This window comes from Sphingomonas leidyi (genome assembly GCF_011761945.1).
Classification (GTDB): Bacteria; Pseudomonadota; Alphaproteobacteria; order Sphingomonadales; family Sphingomonadaceae; genus Sphingomonas; species Sphingomonas leidyi.
On the sequence record NZ_JAASQV010000002.1, the window covers coordinates 375,477 to 396,898 of the forward strand.

The following is a 21,422-nucleotide window of genomic DNA, read 5'->3' on the forward strand; positions in this document are numbered from 1 at the left end:
CTTCTCCTAGGTCGACGGCGGATAGGCCAGGCGCAGATCGTTCGGCGCCTGCTGGACTAGGCCCGGCACCGGTTTGTCGGGATCGCCATTGACCTTGTAGGCGACGACCTTGGCAAAGGCCTGGAAGGCGATGTCCTCCACCTTGTCGCCTTCCTTGAAGTCGATCGTGGCGATCTTCTTCGAGGAAGGCGCGCCGCAGCCCGAGGGGGTAGGCGACGGCGAAGGCGACGGGGTGCCACACAGATTCTTGTCCGCCTTGGCCTGCGGGGCCCCGCAGCCCGAGGGCGACGGCGTCGGTTTGGGCGTGCCGCAGAGCACCGGCTTGGAGCTGCCGACCAGCGCCCAGACCTCCATCGTGCCCGCCTTGGGATAGAGCTGGAGCGCGGAGATCGGCACTGCGCAGCCGCCGAAGCCGCCGCAGATATTGTCGCTCGGCGCAGTGTACATCGGGCCGCTCGGCGTGGGTGTGGGGGAAGGCGTGGGCGTGCCGCACAGCCCGCCATAGGCACGCATGGTCACCGCCGAGCAGCCGCCGCCCTTCACCGTGGTGGGCGTGCCGCAGCCGCCCCCCGCGACCGGGTTGGCCTTGGGTGCGTTCGAGGTCTTGGAGGCGGCGGCGCCGCAGCCGCTGCTCGCCCCGCCGCAGCTGCCGCCGCCGCTGGTGAGCTGGACGAAGCCGCAGCCGCCCTGGCCCTTGCACAGGTTCGAGCCGCGGCAGGTGTGATAGATCGAAGTCTGGGCGCAGGCGTTGGTGCCCCATTTGCCCCCGACTTCCGCCACGTCGAGCCCCTGGCAGGCATGGTTGACGATGCGCGAATCCGGCTCGCCGACGCCGACCGAGAGGTCCGGCGTCCTCCCGAATACCGCCCAGGCGGTCGACATGCGGTCGCCCGATCCCGCCATCGACGGGAAGGGGAAGGACACGGTGGCGCCGGCCGGGTTCCAATAGCTGTCGAGCACGGTGGTGACGCCCTTGATCGCACCGCACACCGCCTGGCTCATCTTCTGGAAGCTGGCCGCGCTGCCCGCGCCGTTCTTCAGGCTGTTGAGCGCATGGGCGATCTGCTCCGGCGTGGCCAGGCCGTAGGGATTGTCCTTCGGGTCATAGCCTTCGGTGGTCAGGTCCGCCGCGGTCCATTTGCCGATCCTGGGCGACTGGTCCCAGGTCTCGAGCCCGCCGCTGCCGCGAATGTCCTCGATCTGGCGGAAACGGGTGTAATGGTCGATGCCGTCATTGTCGGCGCGGGCCGCAGCGTCGGACGAGGGGATCAGCTTGCCGGTCTGCGAATAGCTCGGATAGTCCGAGGCGAGCGCGTCGCGGTCCGGGCAGTAATGCGGGCTGACCGCGCCCTGGACGAGCTTGGCGGCATCGTCCTTCAGCCGCTGGCCCTTGTCGTCATAGCGCGCGCCCAGCGTGGCGCCTTCGCCCTGGTCGGTGATCGCGTTCATCATGTTCAGCGCCTGGCGGAGCGCGATCTCGGGATCGGTGAGCGCGATCGTGGTCTCGAAGCCCATGAACTCGCGCATCGGGTGGCCGGGGAAGCTGAAATTGTTGAACAGGTCGTTCTGCTGGCCCGAGGCGTCCATCACATGGTCCCAGAGCCGCGACCCGTCCTCATAGGTGATCAGCAGATAGTCGCGATAGCATTGGTACATATAGCCGATCGAGCCGAACATGATGTGCGCGTCGAGCTCCGCCACGGTCGTGTACTTGAACGGGACCTTGGGGAAATATCGGTCCTGGTTGCGGACGATGTCCTTCTCGGCCGTCTCCTGCGGCTGCTCGATGGCGAGGAACAGCTTGATTCGCTCCTCGTCGAGCGGGCCGACATTGACCTTCACGTCCTTGAACCGGTTGGTGTCGGTCAGGTCGACGACGCCGGGGATCCTGGTCAGCTTGGGGCCGTAGCAGGTCCAGCCATGATCGCCGCTCTGCAGCGCGGTGGCGGTGAAGCTCGGCACGGCGCCGATCGACGTGGCGAGATTGGCCGCCATCTGGAGATGCAGCATCTCCTGGATGAACACCGAGAAGACGATGTTGAACGCCTTCTTGTTGCCCCAGCCCTTCTTGCCGGGCTTGTGCTCGAAGGTCGCGCTCGTCTTGGCGCCCGGCCATTGCCGCCCCTTGTAGAAGCTGTTCCCCTGGCTCGTGATGGGGTGCATGCCAGTGATCGAATAGAGCGAGGTCATGTAGAGCGGGATGGTGAACAGCTCGACATTGACCGCCGCCTGCGCGATCCAGCGCACCACCAGCGTGTCGGTCTCCAGGAATTTGAGAGGGCGCGCCGACAGCTCGCCGGCCTTGTGCGTCAGATGCATGGCAATTTCCCCCAAGCTTCGCACATATCTGCGATGACATTGGGTTCCACCAACGCAATTGGGACGTCAATCGACGAAAGAACCAATATAGTTGCATGCGATATTTGTCGTGGCTGACAGTCAATTTACGCTTTTCTTGAACCACCTCCTCACCCTTGCCTCGCGCCGTGCCGCCGCTATTCCGCTGGACGGTCACAAGGGGGGCAGGACATGCATGCGCTCGTTGCGCCGGCGCTGTTGATCGCATCGCTGGCCGCGCTCGCCCGGTTCCAGCGCAGCGACGTCCGCAGCTTCCGGCGTTTCCGCGCGATCGAGGACACGCAGCGGCGCCAGCGCACCTTCCTGCGCTGGGCCCGCAACGCCTGCGCCATGTATCTGGGCGTGCCGCTGCTCGGGCTGGCGCTGCTCGGGCGGGTGGAGGCGCTGTGGCGCTTCCCCGGCGAGTTCGCCCCGCTGACCCCGGCAATGCCCGACTTTCGCATCGACAGCCCGCTGGTCCTCGGGCTCATGGTCGGGGCATTGCTCGGCGGGGGAGCGTTGGGCGCGCTGCTGCAGCGCAGGCGGCGCGAACCCGTCAAGCCCGTGCCCGGGCTGGACATCACCGCGATGCTGCCGCGCAACCGGGCCGAGTTGCTCCGCGTCGCGCCGCTGACCATCAATGCCGGGATCAGCGAGGAGATATTCTTCCGCCTCTATTTGCCGCTCCTGATCGTCCTGAGCGGCGGCGCCCCGGCATTCGCCTTCATCGCCTCGACGCTGATCTTCGGACTGCTCCACCGCTATCAGGGGTGGCTGGGCATGGCGGTGACGGGGCTGCTCGCCGCATTCTTCGCCGCGCTCTATCTGGGCACCGGCGGACTGGCGGCGCCGATCTTCGTGCACTTGCTGATCGACTTCAACGCGCTGGTTCTGCGCCCCGCCATCGCCCTCCGGTTTCGCCGCAGCGCCGATTGACACCGGCAACACACCGGTTACGCCCTCTCAATTCCGGTTCCGATGGAGGTGTGCATGCGGTTGGTCAGTCTCTTCGCCCTGGCGGTCGCCGCCGCGCCGGTCGCCGCGCTGCCCGCGCGCCAGGCCGCCCCCGCCGCGCCGGCCCAGGCCGAGGGTTCGCCCTTCGTGATGGAGGAGGCGATGATCCCGATGCGCGACGGAGTGAAGCTCCACACGGTGATCCTGCGGCCCCGCGACCAGAAGGGCCCGCTGCCGATCCTGTTCGGCCGCACGCCCTATGGCGCCTCGGCGCGTGCACCGCAGAACGTGCCGGCCAACTGGGCGGCGCTGGCGCGCGACGGCTATATCTTCGTCTCGCAGGACATGCGCGGCCGCTTCCAGTCCGAAGGCGGCCCCTTCACCCTCTCCACCGAGATCAAGACCGGCAAGAACGCCGTCGACGAATCCACCGATGCCTATGATTCGGTCGACTGGCTGGTGAAGAACGTGAAGCCGAACAACGGCAAGGTCGGCATGTGGGGGGTCTCCTATCCCGGCTTCACCGCCGCGGTCGCGCTCGCCCGTCCGCATCCGGCGCTCAAGGCGGTGAGCCCGCAGGCCGCCTGGACCGACTATTGGAAGAATGACGACCTGCACCGCTGGGGCGCGATGCGGCTCACCTATGCCAGCGACTGGGTGAACAGCCTCCAGGCCGACAAGACCAATGCCGGCATCGACCTGTACGATCGCTACGACACCTATGAATGGTTTCTCAAGGCCGGCTCGCCGGCGGACATCGAGGAGAAGTATTTCAAGGGCCGGGTGCCGCGCTACCGCGAGATGATCGAGCATCCCGACTATGACGAATTCTGGAAGAAGCAGGTCTGGTCGGACACGCTGAAGCGCACCACCGTGCCGACGCTCAACGTCGCCGGCTATTGGGACCAGGAGGATCCCTGGGGCAGCTGGCAGATCTTCTACAAGCAGCGCGAGAACGATCCGGACAAGCTCTCGCTGATGGTCGCCGGTCCGTGGAACCATGGCAGCTGGCGCTCGCCCGGCAATGCGCTAGGCCGTATCCCCTTCGGCGTCGACAGCGGTACCCAGTTCATGGAGCAGGTCGAGGCGCCCTTCTTCGCCTATTGGCTGCACGGCAAGGGCACCAAGCCCGACTTTGCGCTGAAGAGCTTCCAGTCGGGCAGCTGGCAATGGAAGACCTATGCCCAATGGCCGCTCGCCAATGCGGCACGCCGGAGCCTGTTCCTCCATGCCGATGGCAGCGTCTCGTTCCAGGCACGGGCCGCGGGCGAAGGGTGCCGCGAATATATCTCCGATCCGGCCAATCCGGTGCCCTTCCGCCCGCGCCCGATGTCGGCCACCTATGCGACGCCGGACTGGCGCTGGTGGGAGACCGAGGATCAGCGCTTCGTCGAATATCGGCCGGACGTGCTGAGCTATGTCAGCGCCCCGCTCGACGGCGACCTGACGGTGACCGGCGCGATCACCGCCAGCCTGATGGCCGCGACCAGCGGGACCGACAGCGACTTCGTGGTCAAGCTGATCGACGTCTTCCCCGAGGACTATGAAAAGCCGCCGACGACGCTCGGCGCCTATGCCAAGGGGCTGAGCGGCTATCAGCTGCCGATCGCGATGGAAGTCCGCCGCGGCCGCTATCTCCAGTCGTTCGAGAAGGCGACGCCGCTGGTCCCCAACCAGGTGACCGACTGGTCGATCCCGCTGCGCGACCACGACCATGTCTTCAAGAAGGGCCACCGGATCATGGTGCAGGTCCAGTCGAGCTGGTTCCCCATGATCGACCGCAACCCGCAGACCTTCGTGCCGAACATCTACAAGGCCAGGCCGGGCGATTACCAGAAGGCGACGCAGAAGGTGTGCGCGGGCTCGGCGATCATGCTGCCGGTGGTGGGGAGCTAGGCCCTCCGATCGATTCCAGCCCGCTCCCCGGCAAGGGCCGGGGAGCGGCAAGAAGAGGGCAGCTATCCCTGCCCCTTGGCCGCCAGGATCTGCACCCATGGGTTCGGCCGCGCCTCGCCCACCCGGTGCAGCGTGTTGCGGTCGTGATGGTCGAAGCTGCCCTGGCCCTTCACCGCGAGCGTGGTGTGGATGTCGTAGCGCCAGCCGCCATCGTCATCGAAGACGATGTCGATCGTATAGGCATCGGTGCGGAAGGCATATTCGAGGAAGTCGGTCGAGCAGATGCCGTAATTGGTCTGCCCGCGCGTCGCCTCCACCCGGATCGCCTTGTCGCCCGGCGCGCCCTTGCCGGCGGCGAGCAGCACCTGGCCGCGCGGGATCGCCAGCGTCTGCAGGATCAGCCCGGTCGCCGGCTCCCACAGCCAATAGCCCACCTGGTCGTGGAAGGTGATGTCCTCTTCCGCGGTGGTGATGTGGATGTGGTAGCGCAGGCCGTAGAAGAGCTGCGGCCCGTTCGCCTGGGGGTCGATCGGCACGAACTCGATCCGCTCGATGAATTCGCGCTGCTCGGGCCCGTCGGCCTTGGGGTTGATGTCGATGCCCTTCCTGCCCTCCCAGCGGCCGGCCAGGCGCGCCAGGGGGCCGAGATTGGCCAGCGTGTGCGGATCGACGTCCTCGGGCTCGGTGAAGATATCGAGCGGGAAGGGATTCATCAGTTCTTGAGCCTGTAGCCGGTGCGGAAGATCGTCACGATAAGGCCAAGGCACAGCGCGAGGAAAGCCGCGACGAAACCCAGGCTCCAGCGCACGTCGATATCGCCGACATCGCCGAAAAAGGCCCAGCGGAAGCCGCTGATCAGATAGGCGACCGGATTGAACAGGCTCACCGTGCGCCACGGCTCGGGCAGGAAGCTCAGCGGATAGAAGCTGCCGCCGAGGAAAGTGAGCGGCGTCAGGATCAGCGCGGGCACCAGGTTGAGCTGCTCGAAGCCCTTTGCCCAGATGCCGATGATGAAACCGAACATGCTGAAGCTGATCGAGGTGAGCAGCAGGAAGGCCAGCATCGCCAGCGGATGATCTACCCGCAGCGGCACGAACAGGCCCGAGGTCAGCAGGATGATCAGCCCGATCACCACCGATTTGGTCGCCGCCGCGCCGACGAAGCCGATCACCAGCTCCACTGCCGAGATCGGCGCCGAGAGCAACTCGAACACCGTGCCGGTGAACTTGGGAAAATAGATGCCGATCGAGGCATTGGCGACGCTCTGGGTAAGCAGCGACAGCATGATCAGCCCCGGCACGATGAAGCTGCCATAGGGCACGCCTTCGATCGACGGGATCCGGCTCCCCATGCCGCTGCCGAACACGATGAAATAGAGCGAAGTGGTGATCACCGGCGTCGCGATCGACTGCCAGAGCGTGCGCAGCGTGCGCGCCATCTCGAACTTGTAGATCGCCCAGATGCCGTGGAAGTTTACGAAGTTCACGCCACACCCCCCTCGTTCGACGCTTCCCGATGCTCGACCAGCCCGACGAAAATGTCCTCAAGGCTCGACTTGGACGTGTCGAGATCCTTGAACGCGATGCCCATCTCGCCGAGCTTGCGCAGCAGCGAGGGGATGCCGGTGCGCTCCGCCTGGGCATCGAAGGTGTAGCGCAGGCGATGGCCCTCGTCCTCGAGGCTGAGGTGCCATTCCTCGAGCCCCGCCGGGATCGCGGCCATCGGCTCCACCAGCGACAGGTCGAGCTCGCGCTTGCCGAGCTTCTTCATCAGCGCGGCCTTGTCCTCGACCAGCAGCAGCCTGCCCTTGTCGATCACGCCCACCCGGTCGGCCATCTCCTCGGCTTCCTCGATATAGTGGGTGGTGAGGATGATCGTGGTGCCGCGCTCGCGCAGCTTGCCGATCATCTTCCACATGTCGCGCCGGAGCGACACGTCGACGCCCGCGGTGGGCTCGTCGAGGAACAGGATGTCGGGCTCGTGGGAGAGCGCCTTGGCGATCATCACCCGGCGCTTCATGCCGCCCGACAGCTCCATGATCTTGGCACCCCGCTTGTCCCAGAGCGACAGGTCCTTGAGCACCTGGTCGCAATAGGCCTGGTCCGGCGCCTTGCCGAACAGGCCGCGCGAGAAGCGCAGCGCCGATCCGACGGTGGAGAACATGTCGACCGCGATCTCCTGCGGGACCAGCCCGATCCTCGAGCGGGCGGCGCGCGGCTCATGGACCGCGTCGTGCCCGTCGACCAGGATGGTGCCGGTGCTCGGCGTCACGATGCCGCAGATGATGGAGATGAGCGTGGTCTTGCCCGCTCCATTGGGCCCGAGCAGCGCGAAGATCTCGCCGCGCCTGATCTCGAGATCGACATGATCGAGCGCCCTGTGGCCCGAGCCATAGGTCTTGCTCACGCCATTTATGGAAAGAATGGAAGTCATCGTGCCCCCGGCCGGGAAAGGACCCGCTAAGTAGGCGCGGCAGCGCGGCGCGGCAACCGGTCGGTACAAAAATCGGGAAACTTGAGTCCTCCCCCAGCTTGCCGGGGGAGGATCTGGATCGTCACTTCTTCCGCGCCTCGGCCACGGCGGCGGCGAGCCCGTCATAGTCGCGCATGCCGTAGAGCAGCTTGCCGCCGATCACCCAGCTCGGCGTGCCGGTCATCGCCAGCTTCCGGCCGAACTTGTGGTTGGCGATGATCTCGTCCTCCACCGCCTTCGAGGCTATCGCCTGCTTCGCCTGCGCCAGGTCGAGCCCGGCCTTCTGCGCCGCGGCTTCGATGTTGCCCGCGCTCGGCCCGTCGGTCGCGAACAGCGCATCGTGGAAGGCGCGGAACCTGTCCTGCTCGGCCGCCGCCAGCGCCCAGCGCGCCGCGACGAGGCTGTCCGGCCCCAGCACCGGATATTCGCGATAGACGACCCGCACGTTCGGATCGCGCTTCAGTAGCTCCGCGATCGCGGGCAGGCTCGCGCGGCAATAGCCGCAGGCATAGTCCATGAACGCGACCAGGGTGACGTCGCCCTTCGGATTGCCCGCCCAGGCGCCGGCATAGGGCGACTGCAATCTGGGCAGCTCGCCCGGCAGCGCCTTGCTGGCCACGGCCTCCGCTTCGGCCTGGACCTTCTCGGCCCTGGCGCTCTGCTTCTGATTGTAGCGCTCGACCGATTCGAGCAGCACTTCGGGATGGGCGAGCAGATAGTCGTGCACCACCCGCTCCACCGCGCCGCGCTGGCCCATGCCGGGAACCAGCGCCTGGATGCCCGCGAAGATGCCCGCGCCGAGCAGCGCGCACAGCATGAATGCGCCGGCCAGCGCCAGCGGCGACCGCAGAAGCCGTTCGATCATTGCCCCTATCGGTCCTTCTTCTTTTTCCTGATTTCGTCCCAGGCGGTCTGCGAGACCATGTTGATGTCCTGTGCGCGCACCCAGTCGGGCGAGCCTTGCGGGAGCCCGGCCATGGCGGCGCGCGAACTCATCAGCGCGGTACCGACATCGCCCATCAGATGCGCCCGCTCGGCCGTGGCGAGCGCGGTGCGCGGCTCGTCGCCCTTGCGGTCGTAGACGGTGCCCAGGTTCATCCAGGCAAAGGGATTGTCGTTGTCGCGCGCGACCGCCTGCTTGAGCACGCGCTCGGCCTCGGCGAGGTTCGCCTTGTCCTCGGTCGCGAGCAGCGCATGGCCGAACGTGCTGGCGATCAGCGGCTGGTTGCCGGAGAGCGCAGTCGCCTCGCGCAGCGGCTCCAGCGCTTCGGTCGGCTTGCCCGATTCGAGCAGGATCTGCCCCTCGAGCTCCAGGAAATAGGGGTCCTTGGGCGCCACCTTCACCAACGCCGTCGTCTCCGTCGCCGCCTGCTCGGGATAGCCCGATTTGTGATAGGCATAGGCGCGCGCATAATGCGCATAGACCGACTGGTCCCTCGGCGGATATTTGGCGAGCGTGTCCTTGGCCTCGTTGACATAGCCGCGCAGCTTGGCCTGGACGCGCTTGAAGCGAGTCTCGAGATCCCGGTCGAGCGGCTTCTGCCAGCTCGGCGCGTTCATCAGGTCCGCCTTGAGCGTCTCGACGCGATCCTGCGACATCGGGTGGGTCTGGGCGAACGGATCGACTTCGGGATTGGTGGTGTAATAGCCGTAGCGGTGCATCTGGGCCGTGAGCTTGTCGAAGAAGCTCAGCATGCCGCGGCCACTGATCCCGGCGCTGTTGAGGAACTTGGCGCCGGCCGCATCGGCCGAGCTTTCCTGGATGCGGCTGAAGGAAAGATACTTGCCGATCGCCGCACGCTGGCCGGCGGCGAGGACGCCCATCCCCGCCTCGCCGCTGCCCGCCGCCATCGCCGCCACGCCGAGCAGCAGGCTGAGGATCGAGATGCTGGTATAGCCGCCATCGCGCTGGAACACCGCATGGCCGCCGACGATATGGCCGATCTCGTGCGCGATCACGCCCTGCACTTCATTGGCGGTGTCGGCGGCGTCGAGCAGGCCCGAATGGACATAGACGATCTGCCCCCCCGCGACGAAGGCGTTGATCGAACTGTCGTTGATCAGCACCACCTTGGCATTGGCGGGCGAGAGGCCGGCCGCGACGAACAGCGGCCTGGCCATGTCGTTGAGCAGCGCCTCGGTCTCGGCATCGCGCAGGATCGACTGGGCGGCGGCGGGCTGAATCCAGAGCAGCAAGGCAGCCGAGAACAGGGCGAGGATGCGCTTCATGGCCGTCCGTATCCTCCGATTTCCGACTGCGATCAATGGCATTGGCCGTGCGTGCGCACCGATGAACCGCGCGTGAAGCCACGAAAAAGGGGCGCCGGCCCATCGGACCGGCGCCCCCTTTCCCTCGCGTCCTGGAATCAGGCGCCGAAGGTGCGCTGCCACCAGCCGCGACGCGGGGTGCCGTCCTCGTTGTCGCCTTCTTCGCCTTCACCGGCTTCGACCGGGGCGGTGTCCTGCGCGACCGGAACTTCGACCGCGGGCGCGGCTTCGGCCTCGACTGCTTCCGCCTTCTTCCGGCGGGTGCGCTTCGGCTTGGCCGGCGCCTCTTCCGCCACCGGCTCAGGCGCCGGCGCGACCGGAGCCTCGACCGCGGGCGCGGCTCCGGCCTCGACCGCTTCCGCCTTCTTCCGGCGGGTGCGCTTCGGCTTGGCCGGGGCTTCCTCCGCTACCGGCTCGGGCGTCGGCGCGACCGGAGCTTCGACTGCAGGCGCGGCTTCGGCCTCGACCGCTTCCGCCTTCTTCCGGCGGGTGCGCTTCGGCTTGGCCGGAGCTTCCTCCGCAGCCGGTTCCGGCGCCGCCTCGGCCACTTCCGCGACGTCGCTCACCGGTGCCTCGGCCGCATCGTCACCGGCTTCCTCGCCATTCTCGACCCGATCGCCGCGGCGCCCGCCACGACGGCCGCGACGACGGCGCTTGCGGCCGTCGTGGCGCGCCTCGCCCTCGGCGACGGGCGCTTCCTCGCCGTCTTCGCCTTCGCCGGCGTCGCCAGCCTCGGCTTCGGCCTCGCCTTCGGTTTCACCCTCGGCGCCCTCGCCTTGCTCCTCGCGACGGCCACGGCCACGGCCACGGCGCCGGCGCCGGCGCTTGCCGCGCCCTTCGCCTTCGTCGCGCTCGCCGCGACGGTCGCCCTCGGCCTCCGCTTCGAGCTCCTCCTCTTCCTCGTCGAGCTCCTCGACGTAATCCTCGTCCTCGGGCTCCTCGACCAGCTTCTCGAACCTCGGGGCGTGCGCCGGCGGCGGGCCCGAGGCCTCGACCGACATGCGCGCACCCTCGAGCTCGCCGTCCGACAGGATCTCGACGGTCACGCCGTAGCGATCCTCGATCTCGGCGATGTCGGCGCGCTTCTTGTTGAGCACGTAGAAGGCGGCTTCCTGGCTCGCGCGCAGCGTGATCAGCGAGCCGCGGCCGCGCGCGGCCTCGTCCTCGATCAGGCGCAGCGCGGACAAGCCCGCCGACGAAGCGGTGCGGACCAGGCCGGTGCCCTCGCAATGCGGGCACTGCACGGTCGACGCCTCGAGCACGCCGGTGCGCAGGCGCTGGCGGCTCATCTCCATCAGGCCGAACGCCGAGATGCGGCCGACCTGGATGCGGGCGCGATCGTTCTTCAGCGCCTCCTTCATCGCCTTCTCGACCTTGCGGACGTTCGACGAGTGATCCATGTCGATGAAGTCGATCACGACCAGGCCGGCCATGTCGCGCAGGCGCAGCTGGCGAGCGATCTCGTGCGCGGCCTCGAGGTTGGTCGCGGTCGCGGTCTGCTCGATATTGTGCTCGCGGGTGGAGCGGCCCGAGTTGATGTCGATCGAGACCAGCGCCTCGGTCGGGTTGATCACCAGATAGCCGCCGCTCTTCAGCTGGACGACGGGATTGTACATCGCCGAAAGCTGGTCCTCGACGCCGGCGCGCTGGAACAGCGGCACCGCATCGGCATATTGCTTCACCTTCTTGGCGTGGCTCGGCATCAGGAGCTTCATGAAGTCCTTGGCCTGGCGATAGCCGTCCTCGCCCTCGACGATCACTTCGTCGATGTCGCGATTATAGATGTCGCGGATCGCGCGCTTGAGCAGATCCGAATCGCCATAGACCAGCGCCGGCGCGGTCGACTTGAGCGTGTTCTCGCGGATCCCGTCCCACAGCCGGGCGAGATAGTCGAAGTCGCGCTTGATCTCGACCTTGGTGCGCTGGAGGCCCGCGGTGCGGACGATGCAGCCCATGGTCGGCGGCAGCTTGAGGTCCGCCATGATGCCCTTGAGGCGCTTGCGGTCCGCCGCCGACGAGATCTTGCGCGAGATGCCGCCGCCATGCGCGGTGTTCGGCATCAGCACGCAGTAGCGGCCGGCGAGCGACAGATAGGTGGTGAGGGCAGCGCCCTTGTTGCCGCGCTCTTCCTTGACGACCTGGACCAGCAGCACCTGGCGGCGGCGGATCACGTCCTGGATCTTGTAGCGGCGGCGCAGGTTCATGCGGCGCTGGCGCAGCGCCTCCGCCGGGCTGTCCTCGCCGCCGCCCTTGCCGCGGCGCTTGCGCGAACGGCCGCCCTCGCGGGCTTCCTCGCCCGCCTCGGCATCGGCCTCGTCCTCGCCCTCCTCGTCGTCGTGCGGACGCTCGAGCACTTCCACGCCACCTTCGTCATGGTCGTGGTCGTGATCCTCGTCACCATCCTCCTCGGCGCGCAGCGCGGCTTCCTCGGCGGCGTGCTCGGCCTCTTCGCGGAGCAGCGCTTCGCGATCCTCCTTGGGGATCTGGTAATAGTCGGGATGGATTTCGCTGAAGGCCAGGAAGCCGTGGCGATTGCCGCCATAGTCGACGAACGCCGCCTGGAGCGACGGTTCGACGCGTGTCACCTTGGCCAGATAGATATTGCCCTTGAGCTGCTTGCGCTCGGCGGACTCGAAATCAAACTCCTCGATTCGGCTTCCCTTGACGACCGCCACGCGGGTTTCCTCCCGGTGGCGTGCGTCGATCAGCATACGCATGGTCATTTATTGTTCTCCGGGCGCGCCGGCCCCAGCCCTCTGGATTGGTGTTGCGGAGGGCTCGCGCAGGCGCGCGATATGCAAAGCGGCCCTGGCCGGCGGATTCGCCGGCTGCGGTCTCGCGGGTTTCGAAAACTGCTGCTGCTCGAAGGGCACGCGCGAACCGGTGGTCCGCCGACTCCGCCGCCAACCCGCGGCCGGCCATCGGGGCCGGTCGGTGCGAGCGTTGCGGAAATTGCCTCATGCGAGCGTCAACCTGAACTGTCGCGGCAAGATGTGGCCGCGGGAAAGGGCCGGCGCAAGGGCCGGCCTGGGGTTGCCTAGCATTACCGCGGCGGCGCGGCAACCTTGGCGCCAACCGGCAAGCCCTTGCCGCCTTGCCGGCAATAATATGCCGAATCGCAAATTAACCGCATCGTTTCACGGCGATTTGAGACGCGCCGCCTAGTCCGGACTCGTCAGGGCAGACGCGTAGTCAGAGTATCTAATCATGGTTTTGGGCTGGACCCCCGGAGCCCGGGCGCGGCATAGCGTCAGGGTGCTGTTCCTGCTCGCCTTGCTCTCCGGCTGGTTGACCGGAGTTCCAAGCTGGGCGGGCGTCGTGCAGGAAGTGCGAGTCAAGGGTGACCGGGTGATCGTCAGGTTCGACGAGCCCGTCTCGCAGGCGAGCGCCTTCATGCTGGCCGGACCGCAGCGGATCGTTCTCGACGCCAGGGGCGCCGAGCCGGGCAATCGCGCCTATGCCGACGGGCCGGTGGCGGGCATCCGCCAGGGCTCGCAAGGCGCCGAGGGCGCGCGGATCGTGCTCGACCTCGCGCGGCCGGCGATCGTGACCGAAGGCAGCTTCGGGCGCGACGGGCGCACGCTCACGCTGCAGCTGCGCACCGTGGACGACGCGCAGTTCGCCCGCGCCGCGGCCGAGCGCCGGATGCGCTTCCTGCCGCCCTTCTCCTATGTGCAGCCCGCCGGGCACAGCCGCTATAGCGAGACGATCGCCCTGCCCCGGCGCGCGCCGCCGGCCGCGTTGCCGCATGTCTATGGCGCGTCCGATCGCCCGCTGGTGGTGATCGACGCCGGCCATGGCGGGCACGATCCCGGCGCGATCGGCGCGAATGGCCTGCGCGAGAAGGACCTTACGCTCAAGACCGCGCTGGCGATCCGGGACGCGCTGATCGCCTCGGGCCGGGTGCGCGTGGCGCTCACCCGCGAGGACGATCGCTTCCTGGTGCTCCAGGAGCGCTACGGCCTGGCACGCAAGCTGAACGCGGACCTGTTCATCTCGGTGCACTGCGACAGCGCGGGCAATGCCGAAGCCTCGGGCGCGACCGTCTACACGCTCTCCGAGGTCGCCTCCGACAAGGAAGCGGCGCGGCTGGCGGCACGCGAGAACAAGGCCGACATCATCGCCGGCGTCGACCTCGGCACGCAGAATCCGGACATCTCCTCGATCCTCATCGACCTCACCCAGCGCGAGACGATGAACGCTTCGGCGAGCTTCGCCCGGCTGCTCGGCCGCGAGGCCCAGCCGCTGATCCCGATCAAGGCCAACTACCACCGCATGGCCTCGCTCATGGTGCTCAAGGCGCCGGACATGCCCTCGGTGCTGTTCGAGACGGGCTATATCTCGAACGAGGGCGATGCCGCCTTCCTCGCATCGGACGACGGGCGCAGGAAAGTGGCGCAGAGCGTGCGCAAGGCCGTGGAGATCCATTTCGCGACCCGCATGGCGTCGCGGACACTGGCCTCCCGTTGAACGCATCCCCTTCTTCTTCCTCCCCTCGGGGTTCATTATAGAGGGTGCGCGGGGAAGTGGTTCCGAAGGCGGCATAAAAGGGTTTCGGCGCGATTCACCCTTGCCGCCACCCCCGCCTGCACGGAGAGACCGGAGGACGGTGCGAAGCCGGCCGCCAGACTCCCCGCTTCCTTCCGCTCCCAATCCTGCTAAACCGCGAGCCGCATGTCCGACGGTTCCACCACTTCCAGCGTTAAGATGCGCATCAAGCGCGAGATCGGGGGCTTCAAGGGGCTGTTCGGCCGCGTGCGCCATCGCTGGTGGTTCCGAATCCTGGCAGTGCTCGCGCTGCTGGCCGGCCTGTTCGTGTTCCTCGTCTGGCTGTTCATCGCGCGCAACCTGCCCTCGGTCGACACGCTCAAGAACTACGAGCCGCCGCTCCCGACGAATGTCCGCTCGGTCGAGGGGCTGCCGATCCACAGCTATGCGCGCGAGCGCCGCGTGCAGCTGAGCTTCGCCGAATATCCCAAGCTCCTCGTCGAGGCGTATATGTCCGCCGAGGACAAGACCTTCTTCGAGCATCACGGCGTCGATTTCCCCGGCCTCGCCCGCGCCGCCTTCCAGGGGCTGATCAGCGGCTCCACGCCGCGCGGCACCTCCACGATCACCCAGCAGGTCGCCAAGAACCTGCTGGTCGGCAACGAGACGAGCTATCTGCGCAAGGCCAAGGAGGGCATCCTCGCCTGGCGCATGGAGGACACGCTCACCAAGCAGCAGATCATGGAGCTGTACCTCAACTCGATCGAGCTGGGGCGCAACGCCGGCGGCGTCGAGGCGGCGAGCCAGGCCTATTTCGGCAAGGAACTCGACAAGCTCACCTTGCCGCAGATGGCCTATCTGGCGATCCTGCCCAAGGGCCCGTCCAACTATGATCCCGAACGCCACACGCAGCGCGCGCTCGATCGCCGCAACTGGGTGCTCGGGCAGATGCTCGACAACGGCTTCATCGACCAGGCCCAGCACGACGCGGCGGTCGCGGCGCCGCTCGGCACCGTGCCGCGCCAGACGCCCCGGTTCGAGCGCCTCGGCGGCTATTTCGTCGAGGAAGTGCGCCGCCAGCTGATCGACAAGTTCGGCGAGACCGACGAGAGCGGGCCCTACAGCGTCTATTCGGGCGGCCTGTGGGTGCGCACCTCGCTCGATCCCAAGCTCCAGCAATATGCGCAGAAGGCGCTGCGCGACGGCCTGCTGCGCTATGATCGCGGCCGTGGCTGGTCGGGCCCGATCGGCCGTGCCGATGTCGGCAAGAGCTGGCTCCAGTCGTTCCTCAACACCAATATCGGCGTCGACTATGAGGATTGGCGCGCCGGCGTGCTGATCGATCGCACGGGCGACGTCTGGCAGATCGGCTTCGACGACGGCACCACCGGCACCTTGCCCAGATGGGCGGCGACCATGCCGGTGCGCGGGCAGGGCGGCCAGGCGTTCGATGCGCTCAAGCCCGGCGACATCGTCGCGGTGGCGCCGGAATCGGGCAGCCAATGGTCGCTCCGCTCGATCCCCAAGGTCTCGGGCGGCATGGTGGTCGAGGATCCGCGCACCGGCCGCATCCTCGCCATGCAGGGCGGCTTCGATTCGCGCCTCCAGGCATTCAATCGCGCCACCCAGGCCCAGCGCCAGCCGGGCTCGACGATCAAGCCGATCGTCTATGCCGCCGCGCTCGAACAGGGCATGACCCCGACCTCGATCGTGGTCGACGGCCCGTTCTGCGTCTGGCAGGGCGCCAATCTCGGCCAGAAATGCTTCCGCAACTTCGGCAATGCCCGCGGCGCCGGCCCCAAGACGCTGCGCTGGGGCATCGAGCAGTCGCGCAACCTGATGACGGTGCAGATCGCCAACCAGACCGGCATGGACCATGTCGTCGACCTGATGCAGCGCATCGGCGTCTCGCGGCAGAAATTCCCGCCCTATCTCAGCTATGCGCTGGGCGCGGGCGAGACGACCGTGCTGCGCATGGTCAATGCCTATTCGATCCTGGTGAACCATGGCCGCGCGCTCAATCCGTCGCTGATCGACTTCGTCCAGAACCGCAAGGGCGCGGTGGTATGGCCCGAGAACTGGCGCCCGTGCGAAGGCTGCAACGCGCCCGACTGGAAGGGCGGGGCGATGCCGCGCCCGGTGAACCGCGCCAAGCAGGTGATCGACGCGCTCTCCGCCTATCAGATGGTCCATATCGCCGAGGGCGTGGTCCAGCGCGGCACCGCCACCGTGCTGCGCGACCTGAACCGGCCGATGATGGGCAAGACCGGCACCACCTCGGGCCCGACCGACGTGTGGTTCGTCGGCGGCACCCCGCAGATGATCGGCGGCCTCTATATCGGCTATGACACGCCGACCAATCTGGGCGGCTATGCCCAGGGCGGCTCGATCGCGGCGCCGATCTTCAAGGAATTCGCCATCCCCGCCTTCGAAGGCATGGAGAAGGTTCCCTTCACTGCGCCGCAGGGCATCCGCATGGTCCGCATCGACCGCGCCTCGGGCAAGCCGGTGACCGGCGCCTGGCCGTCGAGCGACCCGCTCTCGGGCGTGATCTGGGAAGCCTTCAAGCCCGATACCGAGCAGCGCCGCGGCCGGCGCGGGCAGGACGAGACGCAGGAAACCAAGGCCGTCGAGAAGAAGGTCGCGCCGAAGAAGCAGGAAGGCGACAGCGACTTCTTGCAACGCGAGGGCGGAATCTACTAGCGCGCATTCTCATATAGGTCGTCATCCCCGCAACGGCGGGGATCCAGAGCCAAAGGCGACGCCGCTTGTTACCCTGGATCCCCGCCGTTGCGGGGGTGACGAAGTAGTTAGTTCGAAAGGTAAAACCCATGCGCGCCGAAGCGCAGGCTCATGTCGACAACATCAAGGAGTCGCTCGCGCTGCTCCGCCGCTTCCTCGATTGGGATCGCGCGCTGCGCCGCCTCGACGAGCTGAACGCGCGCGTGGAGGATCCGACTCTCTGGAACGACGCGAAAAAGGCCCAGGACGTGATGCGCGAGCGCCGCCGCCTCGACGAGGCGATCAGCGCCACGCGCGCGATCGAGACCGAGCTCAACGACACCGCCGAGCTGATCGAGATGGCCGAGGCCGAGGGCGACGAGGAAATGGCGAGCGAAGGCACCGCCAGCCTCGCCGCGCTGGCCGAGCGCGCCGAGAAGGACAAGGTGATGGCCCTGCTCTCGGGCGAGGCCGATGCCAACGATACCTATATCGAGATCAACGCGGGCGCCGGCGGCACCGAGAGCAACGACTGGGCCGGCATGCTCCAGCGCATGTACACGCGCTGGGCCGATCGCCACGGCCTCAAGGTCGAGCTGATCGACTTCCACGCCGGCGAGCAGGCCGGCATCAAGTCCGCCACGCTGCTGGTCAAGGGCGAGAACGCCTATGGCTATGCCAAGACCGAGAGCGGCGTGCACCGCCTCGTCCGCATCAGCCCCTATGACAGCGCGGCGCGGCGCCACACCAGCTTCTCGAGCGTGTGGGTCTATCCGGTGATCGACGACAATATCGAGGTCGAGATCAACGAGAGCGAGCTGCGCATCGACACCTATCGCGCATCGGGCGCCGGCGGCCAGCACATCAACACCACCGATTCGGCGGTGCGCATCACGCACCTGCCGACGGGCATCGTGGTGCAGTGCCAGAACCAGCGCTCGCAGCACAAGAACAAGGCCGAGGCCTATAACCAGCTGCGCGCCCGCCTCTACGAGCGCGAACTGGCCGAGCGCGAGGCGGCGGCCAACGCGACCAACGCCACCAAGACCGATATCGGCTGGGGCCACCAGATCCGCAGCTACGTCCTCCAGCCCTATCAGCTGGTGAAGGACCTGCGCACCGGCGTGACGTCCACCGCGCCGTCGGACGTGCTCGACGGAGACCTCGACGCCTTCATGGCGGCTGCGCTATCGCAGCGCGTGACCGGCGAGACGGTCGAAGTGGAGGATGTCGATTGAGATCGGGCCTTGCCCTGCTCCTGGGATCGGCGCTGGCCGCGTGCAGCGGCGGGCCGGCGCTCGACAATCGAGAAGAGGGCGCGCCCGCGATCAACAGCGGCTTCCCCGCCGCCGACCGTCCGGTCGCCACCATCCTATCCCCGCGCTGGTCGACCGAGGAAGCGCGCGACCGGCTGAACGAAGCGGCGCAGGTGATGGACCTGGCCGGGATCAAGCGCGACATGACCGTGGCCGATATCGGCGCGGGCGAGGGCTATTACACCGTCCGCCTGGGCACGCGCGTCGGCAAGAAGGGCCGGGTCGTCGCGGAGGACATCGTACCCGACACGATCCAGAAGCTCGCCGGCCGCGTGATCCGCGAGCGGCTCGACAATGTCAGCGTGCGCCTCGGCCTGCCCGCCGATCCGCGCCTGCCCGAGAACAGCTTCGACCGCGTCCTCATGGTCCATATGTACCATGAGATCGAGAGCCCCTATGAGTTCCTGTGGCGGCTGCGCCCTGCGCTCGCGCCCGACGGCCAGGTGGTGGTGGTCGACGCCAATCGCCCGACCCAGGATCACGGCACGCCGCCGGCACTGCTCAAATGCGAGTTCGCCGCGGTGGGCTACACGCTCGTCTCGATCCGGCCGATGCCCTCGGCCGGCGGCTATATCGCGATCTTCGAGGCGCAGGGCGACCGGCCCGAGCCGAGCGCGATCCGCGCCTGCAAGAGCGGCAAGACCGCGACGCCGGCCAGCATGTCCAGGGAATCAAAGGAACCCTAGGCTGCGGAAGCTGGTGGTGCCGCGGGCCGCGACCACCAGATGATCGAGCAACCGCACGCCCAGCGTGTCGAGCGCCCGGGCGAGCCGGTCCGTCGCCGCGCGATCGGCCGGGCTGGGCGTCGGATCGCCGCTCGGATGATTGTGCGCCATTACCACGGCAAAGGCATGGAAGGCGATCGCATCCGCCGCCACGTCGCGGATCGGCAGGTCGAGCCGGTCGCGATGCGCCGAGCGGACATGGCGCATGCCCAGCACCTGCTGGTGCCGGTCGAGATAGGCGAAGGCCAGCACCTCCACCGTCTCGTGCGCGAGCGGTGCGAACAGCGCGCCCGCGGCCCGGACATCGGCCAGGCGCAGGGGCGGGTTCTCGGCACCGGACAGCATCGCGCGGCGCTGCCACTCGCCATCGGCGCGCCGAAGCGCGAGCCGGTCCGTTCCGGACGGGCGCCCCGGCCCGCCGAGGGGCGCGTTTCTCCACAATGGAGATATCTCGCCCGCTTGGCGCCGGCCCGGCGCGGCACTAGGTTGCGGATATGCAGCAATATCTCGACCTGATGGCGCGCGCGCTGAACGACGGCGCCGAGCAGATGGACCGGACCGGAACGGGCACGCGTAGCGTGTTCGGCCATCAGATGCGCTTCGACCTGTCCCAGGGCTTCCCGCTGCTCACCACCAAGAAGCTGCACCTGCGCTCGATCCTCATCGAGCTGCTGTGGTTCCTGCGCGGCGACACCAATGTGAAGTGGCTGCAGGAGCGCAAGGTCAGCATCTGGGACGAATGGGCCGACGAAGCGGGCGAACTGGGCCCGGTCTACGGCAAGCAGTGGCGCGACTGGGAAGCGGCGGACGGCCGCCATATCGACCAGATCGCCGAACTGATCGAGACGCTGAAGACCAATCCCCATTCGCGCCGGATGGTCGTCTCCGCCTGGAACCCGGGCGAGCTCCATGCCATGGCGCTGGCGCCCTGCCACTGCCTGTTCCAGTGTCATGTCGCGAACGGCAGGCTGAGCCTCCAGCTCTACCAGCGCTCGGCCGACATCTTCCTCGGCGTGCCGTTCAACATCGCCAGCTACGCGCTGCTCACGCACCTGCTCGCCCAGCAGGCGGGGCTGGAAGTGGGCGACTTCGTCTGGACCGGGGGCGACTGCCACCTCTATTCGAACCATCTCGACCAGGCCCGCGAGCAGCTCTCGCGCACGCCGGGCGCGATCCCCCGGCTGGAGATCCTCCGCAAGGCACCGTCGATCGACGCCTATGAATATGAGGATTTCGCGATCCACGGCTACGCGGCCCAGCCGCACATCAAGGCGCCGGTGGCGGTGTGATCCGGCTCGCCGCCCTCGCCCTGCTGGCGATGGCGCCGGCGGCGGACCCGGTGACCGGCTATCAGGTCGCTCCCTCCCGGGCCGACCCCGCGGTCAAGGCGTTCGACGATCCGAGCTACGTCTTCGCCGCGGAGGGGCTGCCGGCCGATGCGCCGCTCGCGGTGTTCCTGCCCGGCACCAACGGCAAGCCTGCCTACAACGCCAACCTGATGCGCTTCGTCGCCGGGCTGGGCTATCGGGCGATCGCGCTCGGCTACGACAATGATCCGGCCGTGGTGCAGGTCTGCACCGCCGACCCCGATCCCGACTGCGCCAGCGACTTTCGCGAGATGCGGACCTTCGGCACCGGCAAGTCCAGGACGGTGTCCAATCCCCGGGCCGAGGCCATCGTGCCGCGCCTAGTCGCGCTGCTCCGCCTGCTCGACAAGGAGCAGCCGGCCAGGGGCTGGGGCCATTATCTCGACGGCGACAGCCCGAACTGGGAAGCGATCCTCCTCTCCGGCCAGTCGCAGGGCGCGGGCATGGCGGCGTGGATCGCCAAGCGCCACAAGGTCCGCCGCGTCGTGCTCTTCTCCAGCCCCTGGGAGACCAGCGGCCGCGAGCGCCGGCCCGCGCCCTGGATCTCCGGAGCCAGCGCCACGCCGATCGCGCGCTGGCAGGCGGCGTACAACAGCCGCGAGAACACCGTGCCGCTGATCCGGGCGGCCTATGCGGCGCTCGGCCTGCCGGCGGCGCAGGTGCATGTGCTGACGCTCGACCTGCCGCCGGGCTTCGGCGCGAACAGCCCCAACCCCTATCACGGCGCCGGCATCCGCGACCCGCGCTATGCCGAGGTCTGGCGCGCGATGTTCGGCAGGGGCAGCGACGCACCCGAGTGACGCCGCGACATCCGGGGCCCCGGCGGGGCCGCATCGGCGAAGGGTTCCCATATGGGGCCGCATCTGCTTGTGTCGGCG

General features: G+C 67.7%; 16 protein-coding genes. 8 read left to right on the top strand and 8 right to left on the bottom strand.

Annotated elements, in window-relative coordinates; all coding sequences use genetic code 11:
• Positions 1–6: 6 nt before the first annotated feature.
• Complete coding sequence (locus tag FHR20_RS11475; RefSeq protein ID WP_167299778.1) at positions 7–2,319, bottom strand: ferritin-like domain-containing protein; 2,313 nt, start codon at positions 2,317–2,319, stop codon at positions 7–9.
• Positions 2,320–2,529: 210 nt separating this feature from the next.
• On the opposite strand from FHR20_RS11475, the gene FHR20_RS11480 reads away from it, so the two are divergent.
• Together FHR20_RS11480 and FHR20_RS11485 are read left to right on the top strand one after the other, a co-directional pair.
• On the top strand, positions 2,530–3,273 hold the full coding sequence (locus tag FHR20_RS11480) for a CPBP family intramembrane glutamic endopeptidase (protein WP_167299779.1): 744 nt from the start codon (positions 2,530–2,532) through the stop codon (positions 3,271–3,273).
• A gap of 54 nt (positions 3,274–3,327) precedes the next feature.
• On the top strand, positions 3,328–5,187 hold the full coding sequence (locus FHR20_RS11485; RefSeq protein WP_167299780.1) for a CocE/NonD family hydrolase: 1,860 nt from the start codon (positions 3,328–3,330) through the stop codon (positions 5,185–5,187).
• A 62-nt stretch (positions 5,188–5,249) separates the two neighbouring features.
• On the opposite strand, the gene FHR20_RS11490 is transcribed toward FHR20_RS11485, so the two are convergent.
• The 6 genes from FHR20_RS11490 to FHR20_RS11515 form a co-directional block, all read right to left on the bottom strand.
• Positions 5,250–5,900: an FABP family protein gene (locus tag FHR20_RS11490; RefSeq protein ID WP_167299781.1), complete on the bottom strand. Its 651-nt coding sequence runs from the start codon at positions 5,898–5,900 to the stop codon at positions 5,250–5,252.
• Positions 5,900–6,673, bottom strand: a complete 774-nt coding sequence (locus FHR20_RS11495; RefSeq protein WP_167299782.1) for an ABC transporter permease — start codon at positions 6,671–6,673, stop codon at positions 5,900–5,902. Before FHR20_RS11495 ends, FHR20_RS11490 begins: the two co-directional genes overlap by 1 nt.
• A complete protein-coding gene (locus FHR20_RS11500) occupies positions 6,670–7,620 on the bottom strand; it encodes an ABC transporter ATP-binding protein (RefSeq protein WP_167299783.1) in 951 nt (316 codons plus the stop codon). Before FHR20_RS11500 ends, FHR20_RS11495 begins: the two co-directional genes overlap by 4 nt.
• 121 nt (positions 7,621–7,741) lie before the next feature.
• Positions 7,742–8,524 (bottom strand): DsbA family protein, encoded by a 783-nt coding sequence (locus FHR20_RS11505; protein ID WP_167299784.1) that lies wholly within the window; start codon positions 8,522–8,524, stop codon positions 7,742–7,744.
• 5 nt (positions 8,525–8,529) lie between these two features.
• A complete protein-coding gene (locus FHR20_RS11510; protein ID WP_167299785.1) occupies positions 8,530–9,888 on the bottom strand; it encodes a M48 family metalloprotease in 1,359 nt (452 codons plus the stop codon).
• Between the two features lie 137 nt (positions 9,889–10,025).
• Positions 10,026–12,650 (bottom strand): Rne/Rng family ribonuclease, encoded by a 2,625-nt coding sequence (locus FHR20_RS11515; protein ID WP_167299786.1) that lies wholly within the window; start codon positions 12,648–12,650, stop codon positions 10,026–10,028.
• Between the two features lie 484 nt (positions 12,651–13,134).
• Here FHR20_RS11515 and FHR20_RS11520 point away from each other — a divergent pair, with 484 nt between their 5' ends.
• The 4 genes from FHR20_RS11520 to FHR20_RS11535 all read left to right on the top strand — a co-directional run bounded on the left by FHR20_RS11520 (position 13,135) and on the right by FHR20_RS11535 (position 19,138).
• Positions 13,135–14,397 (top strand): N-acetylmuramoyl-L-alanine amidase, encoded by a 1,263-nt coding sequence (locus FHR20_RS11520; RefSeq protein WP_167299787.1) that lies wholly within the window; start codon positions 13,135–13,137, stop codon positions 14,395–14,397.
• A gap of 204 nt (positions 14,398–14,601) precedes the next feature.
• Entirely contained in the window at positions 14,602–17,118 is a 2,517-nt protein-coding gene (locus tag FHR20_RS11525) for a penicillin-binding protein 1A (RefSeq protein ID WP_167299788.1), read from the top strand.
• 128 nt (positions 17,119–17,246) lie between these two features.
• On the top strand, positions 17,247–18,374 hold the full coding sequence (gene prfB / locus FHR20_RS11530; protein ID WP_167299789.1) for a peptide chain release factor 2: 1,128 nt from the start codon (positions 17,247–17,249) through the stop codon (positions 18,372–18,374).
• The gene (locus tag FHR20_RS11535; RefSeq protein ID WP_167299790.1) at positions 18,371–19,138 is read left to right on the top strand and encodes a class I SAM-dependent methyltransferase; all 768 of its coding nucleotides are present in this window, start codon (positions 18,371–18,373) and stop codon (positions 19,136–19,138) included. The genes prfB and FHR20_RS11535 overlap by 4 nt, the downstream gene beginning before the upstream one ends.
• Here FHR20_RS11535 and FHR20_RS11540 read toward each other — a convergent pair.
• The gene (locus tag FHR20_RS11540; RefSeq protein WP_243857294.1) at positions 19,124–19,618 is read right to left on the bottom strand and encodes a JAB domain-containing protein; all 495 of its coding nucleotides are present in this window, start codon (positions 19,616–19,618) and stop codon (positions 19,124–19,126) included. The two genes, FHR20_RS11535 and FHR20_RS11540, sit on opposite strands and share 15 nt — an antisense overlap.
• A gap of 53 nt (positions 19,619–19,671) precedes the next feature.
• On the opposite strand from FHR20_RS11540, the gene FHR20_RS11545 reads away from it, so the two are divergent.
• Together FHR20_RS11545 and FHR20_RS11550 are read left to right on the top strand one after the other, a co-directional pair.
• On the top strand, positions 19,672–20,466 hold the full coding sequence (locus tag FHR20_RS11545; RefSeq protein WP_167299791.1) for a thymidylate synthase: 795 nt from the start codon (positions 19,672–19,674) through the stop codon (positions 20,464–20,466).
• Positions 20,463–21,344: a BPSS1187 family protein gene (locus tag FHR20_RS11550; protein ID WP_167299792.1), complete on the top strand. Its 882-nt coding sequence runs from the start codon at positions 20,463–20,465 to the stop codon at positions 21,342–21,344. The genes FHR20_RS11545 and FHR20_RS11550 overlap by 4 nt, the downstream gene beginning before the upstream one ends.
• Positions 21,345–21,422 lie beyond the last annotated feature (78 nt).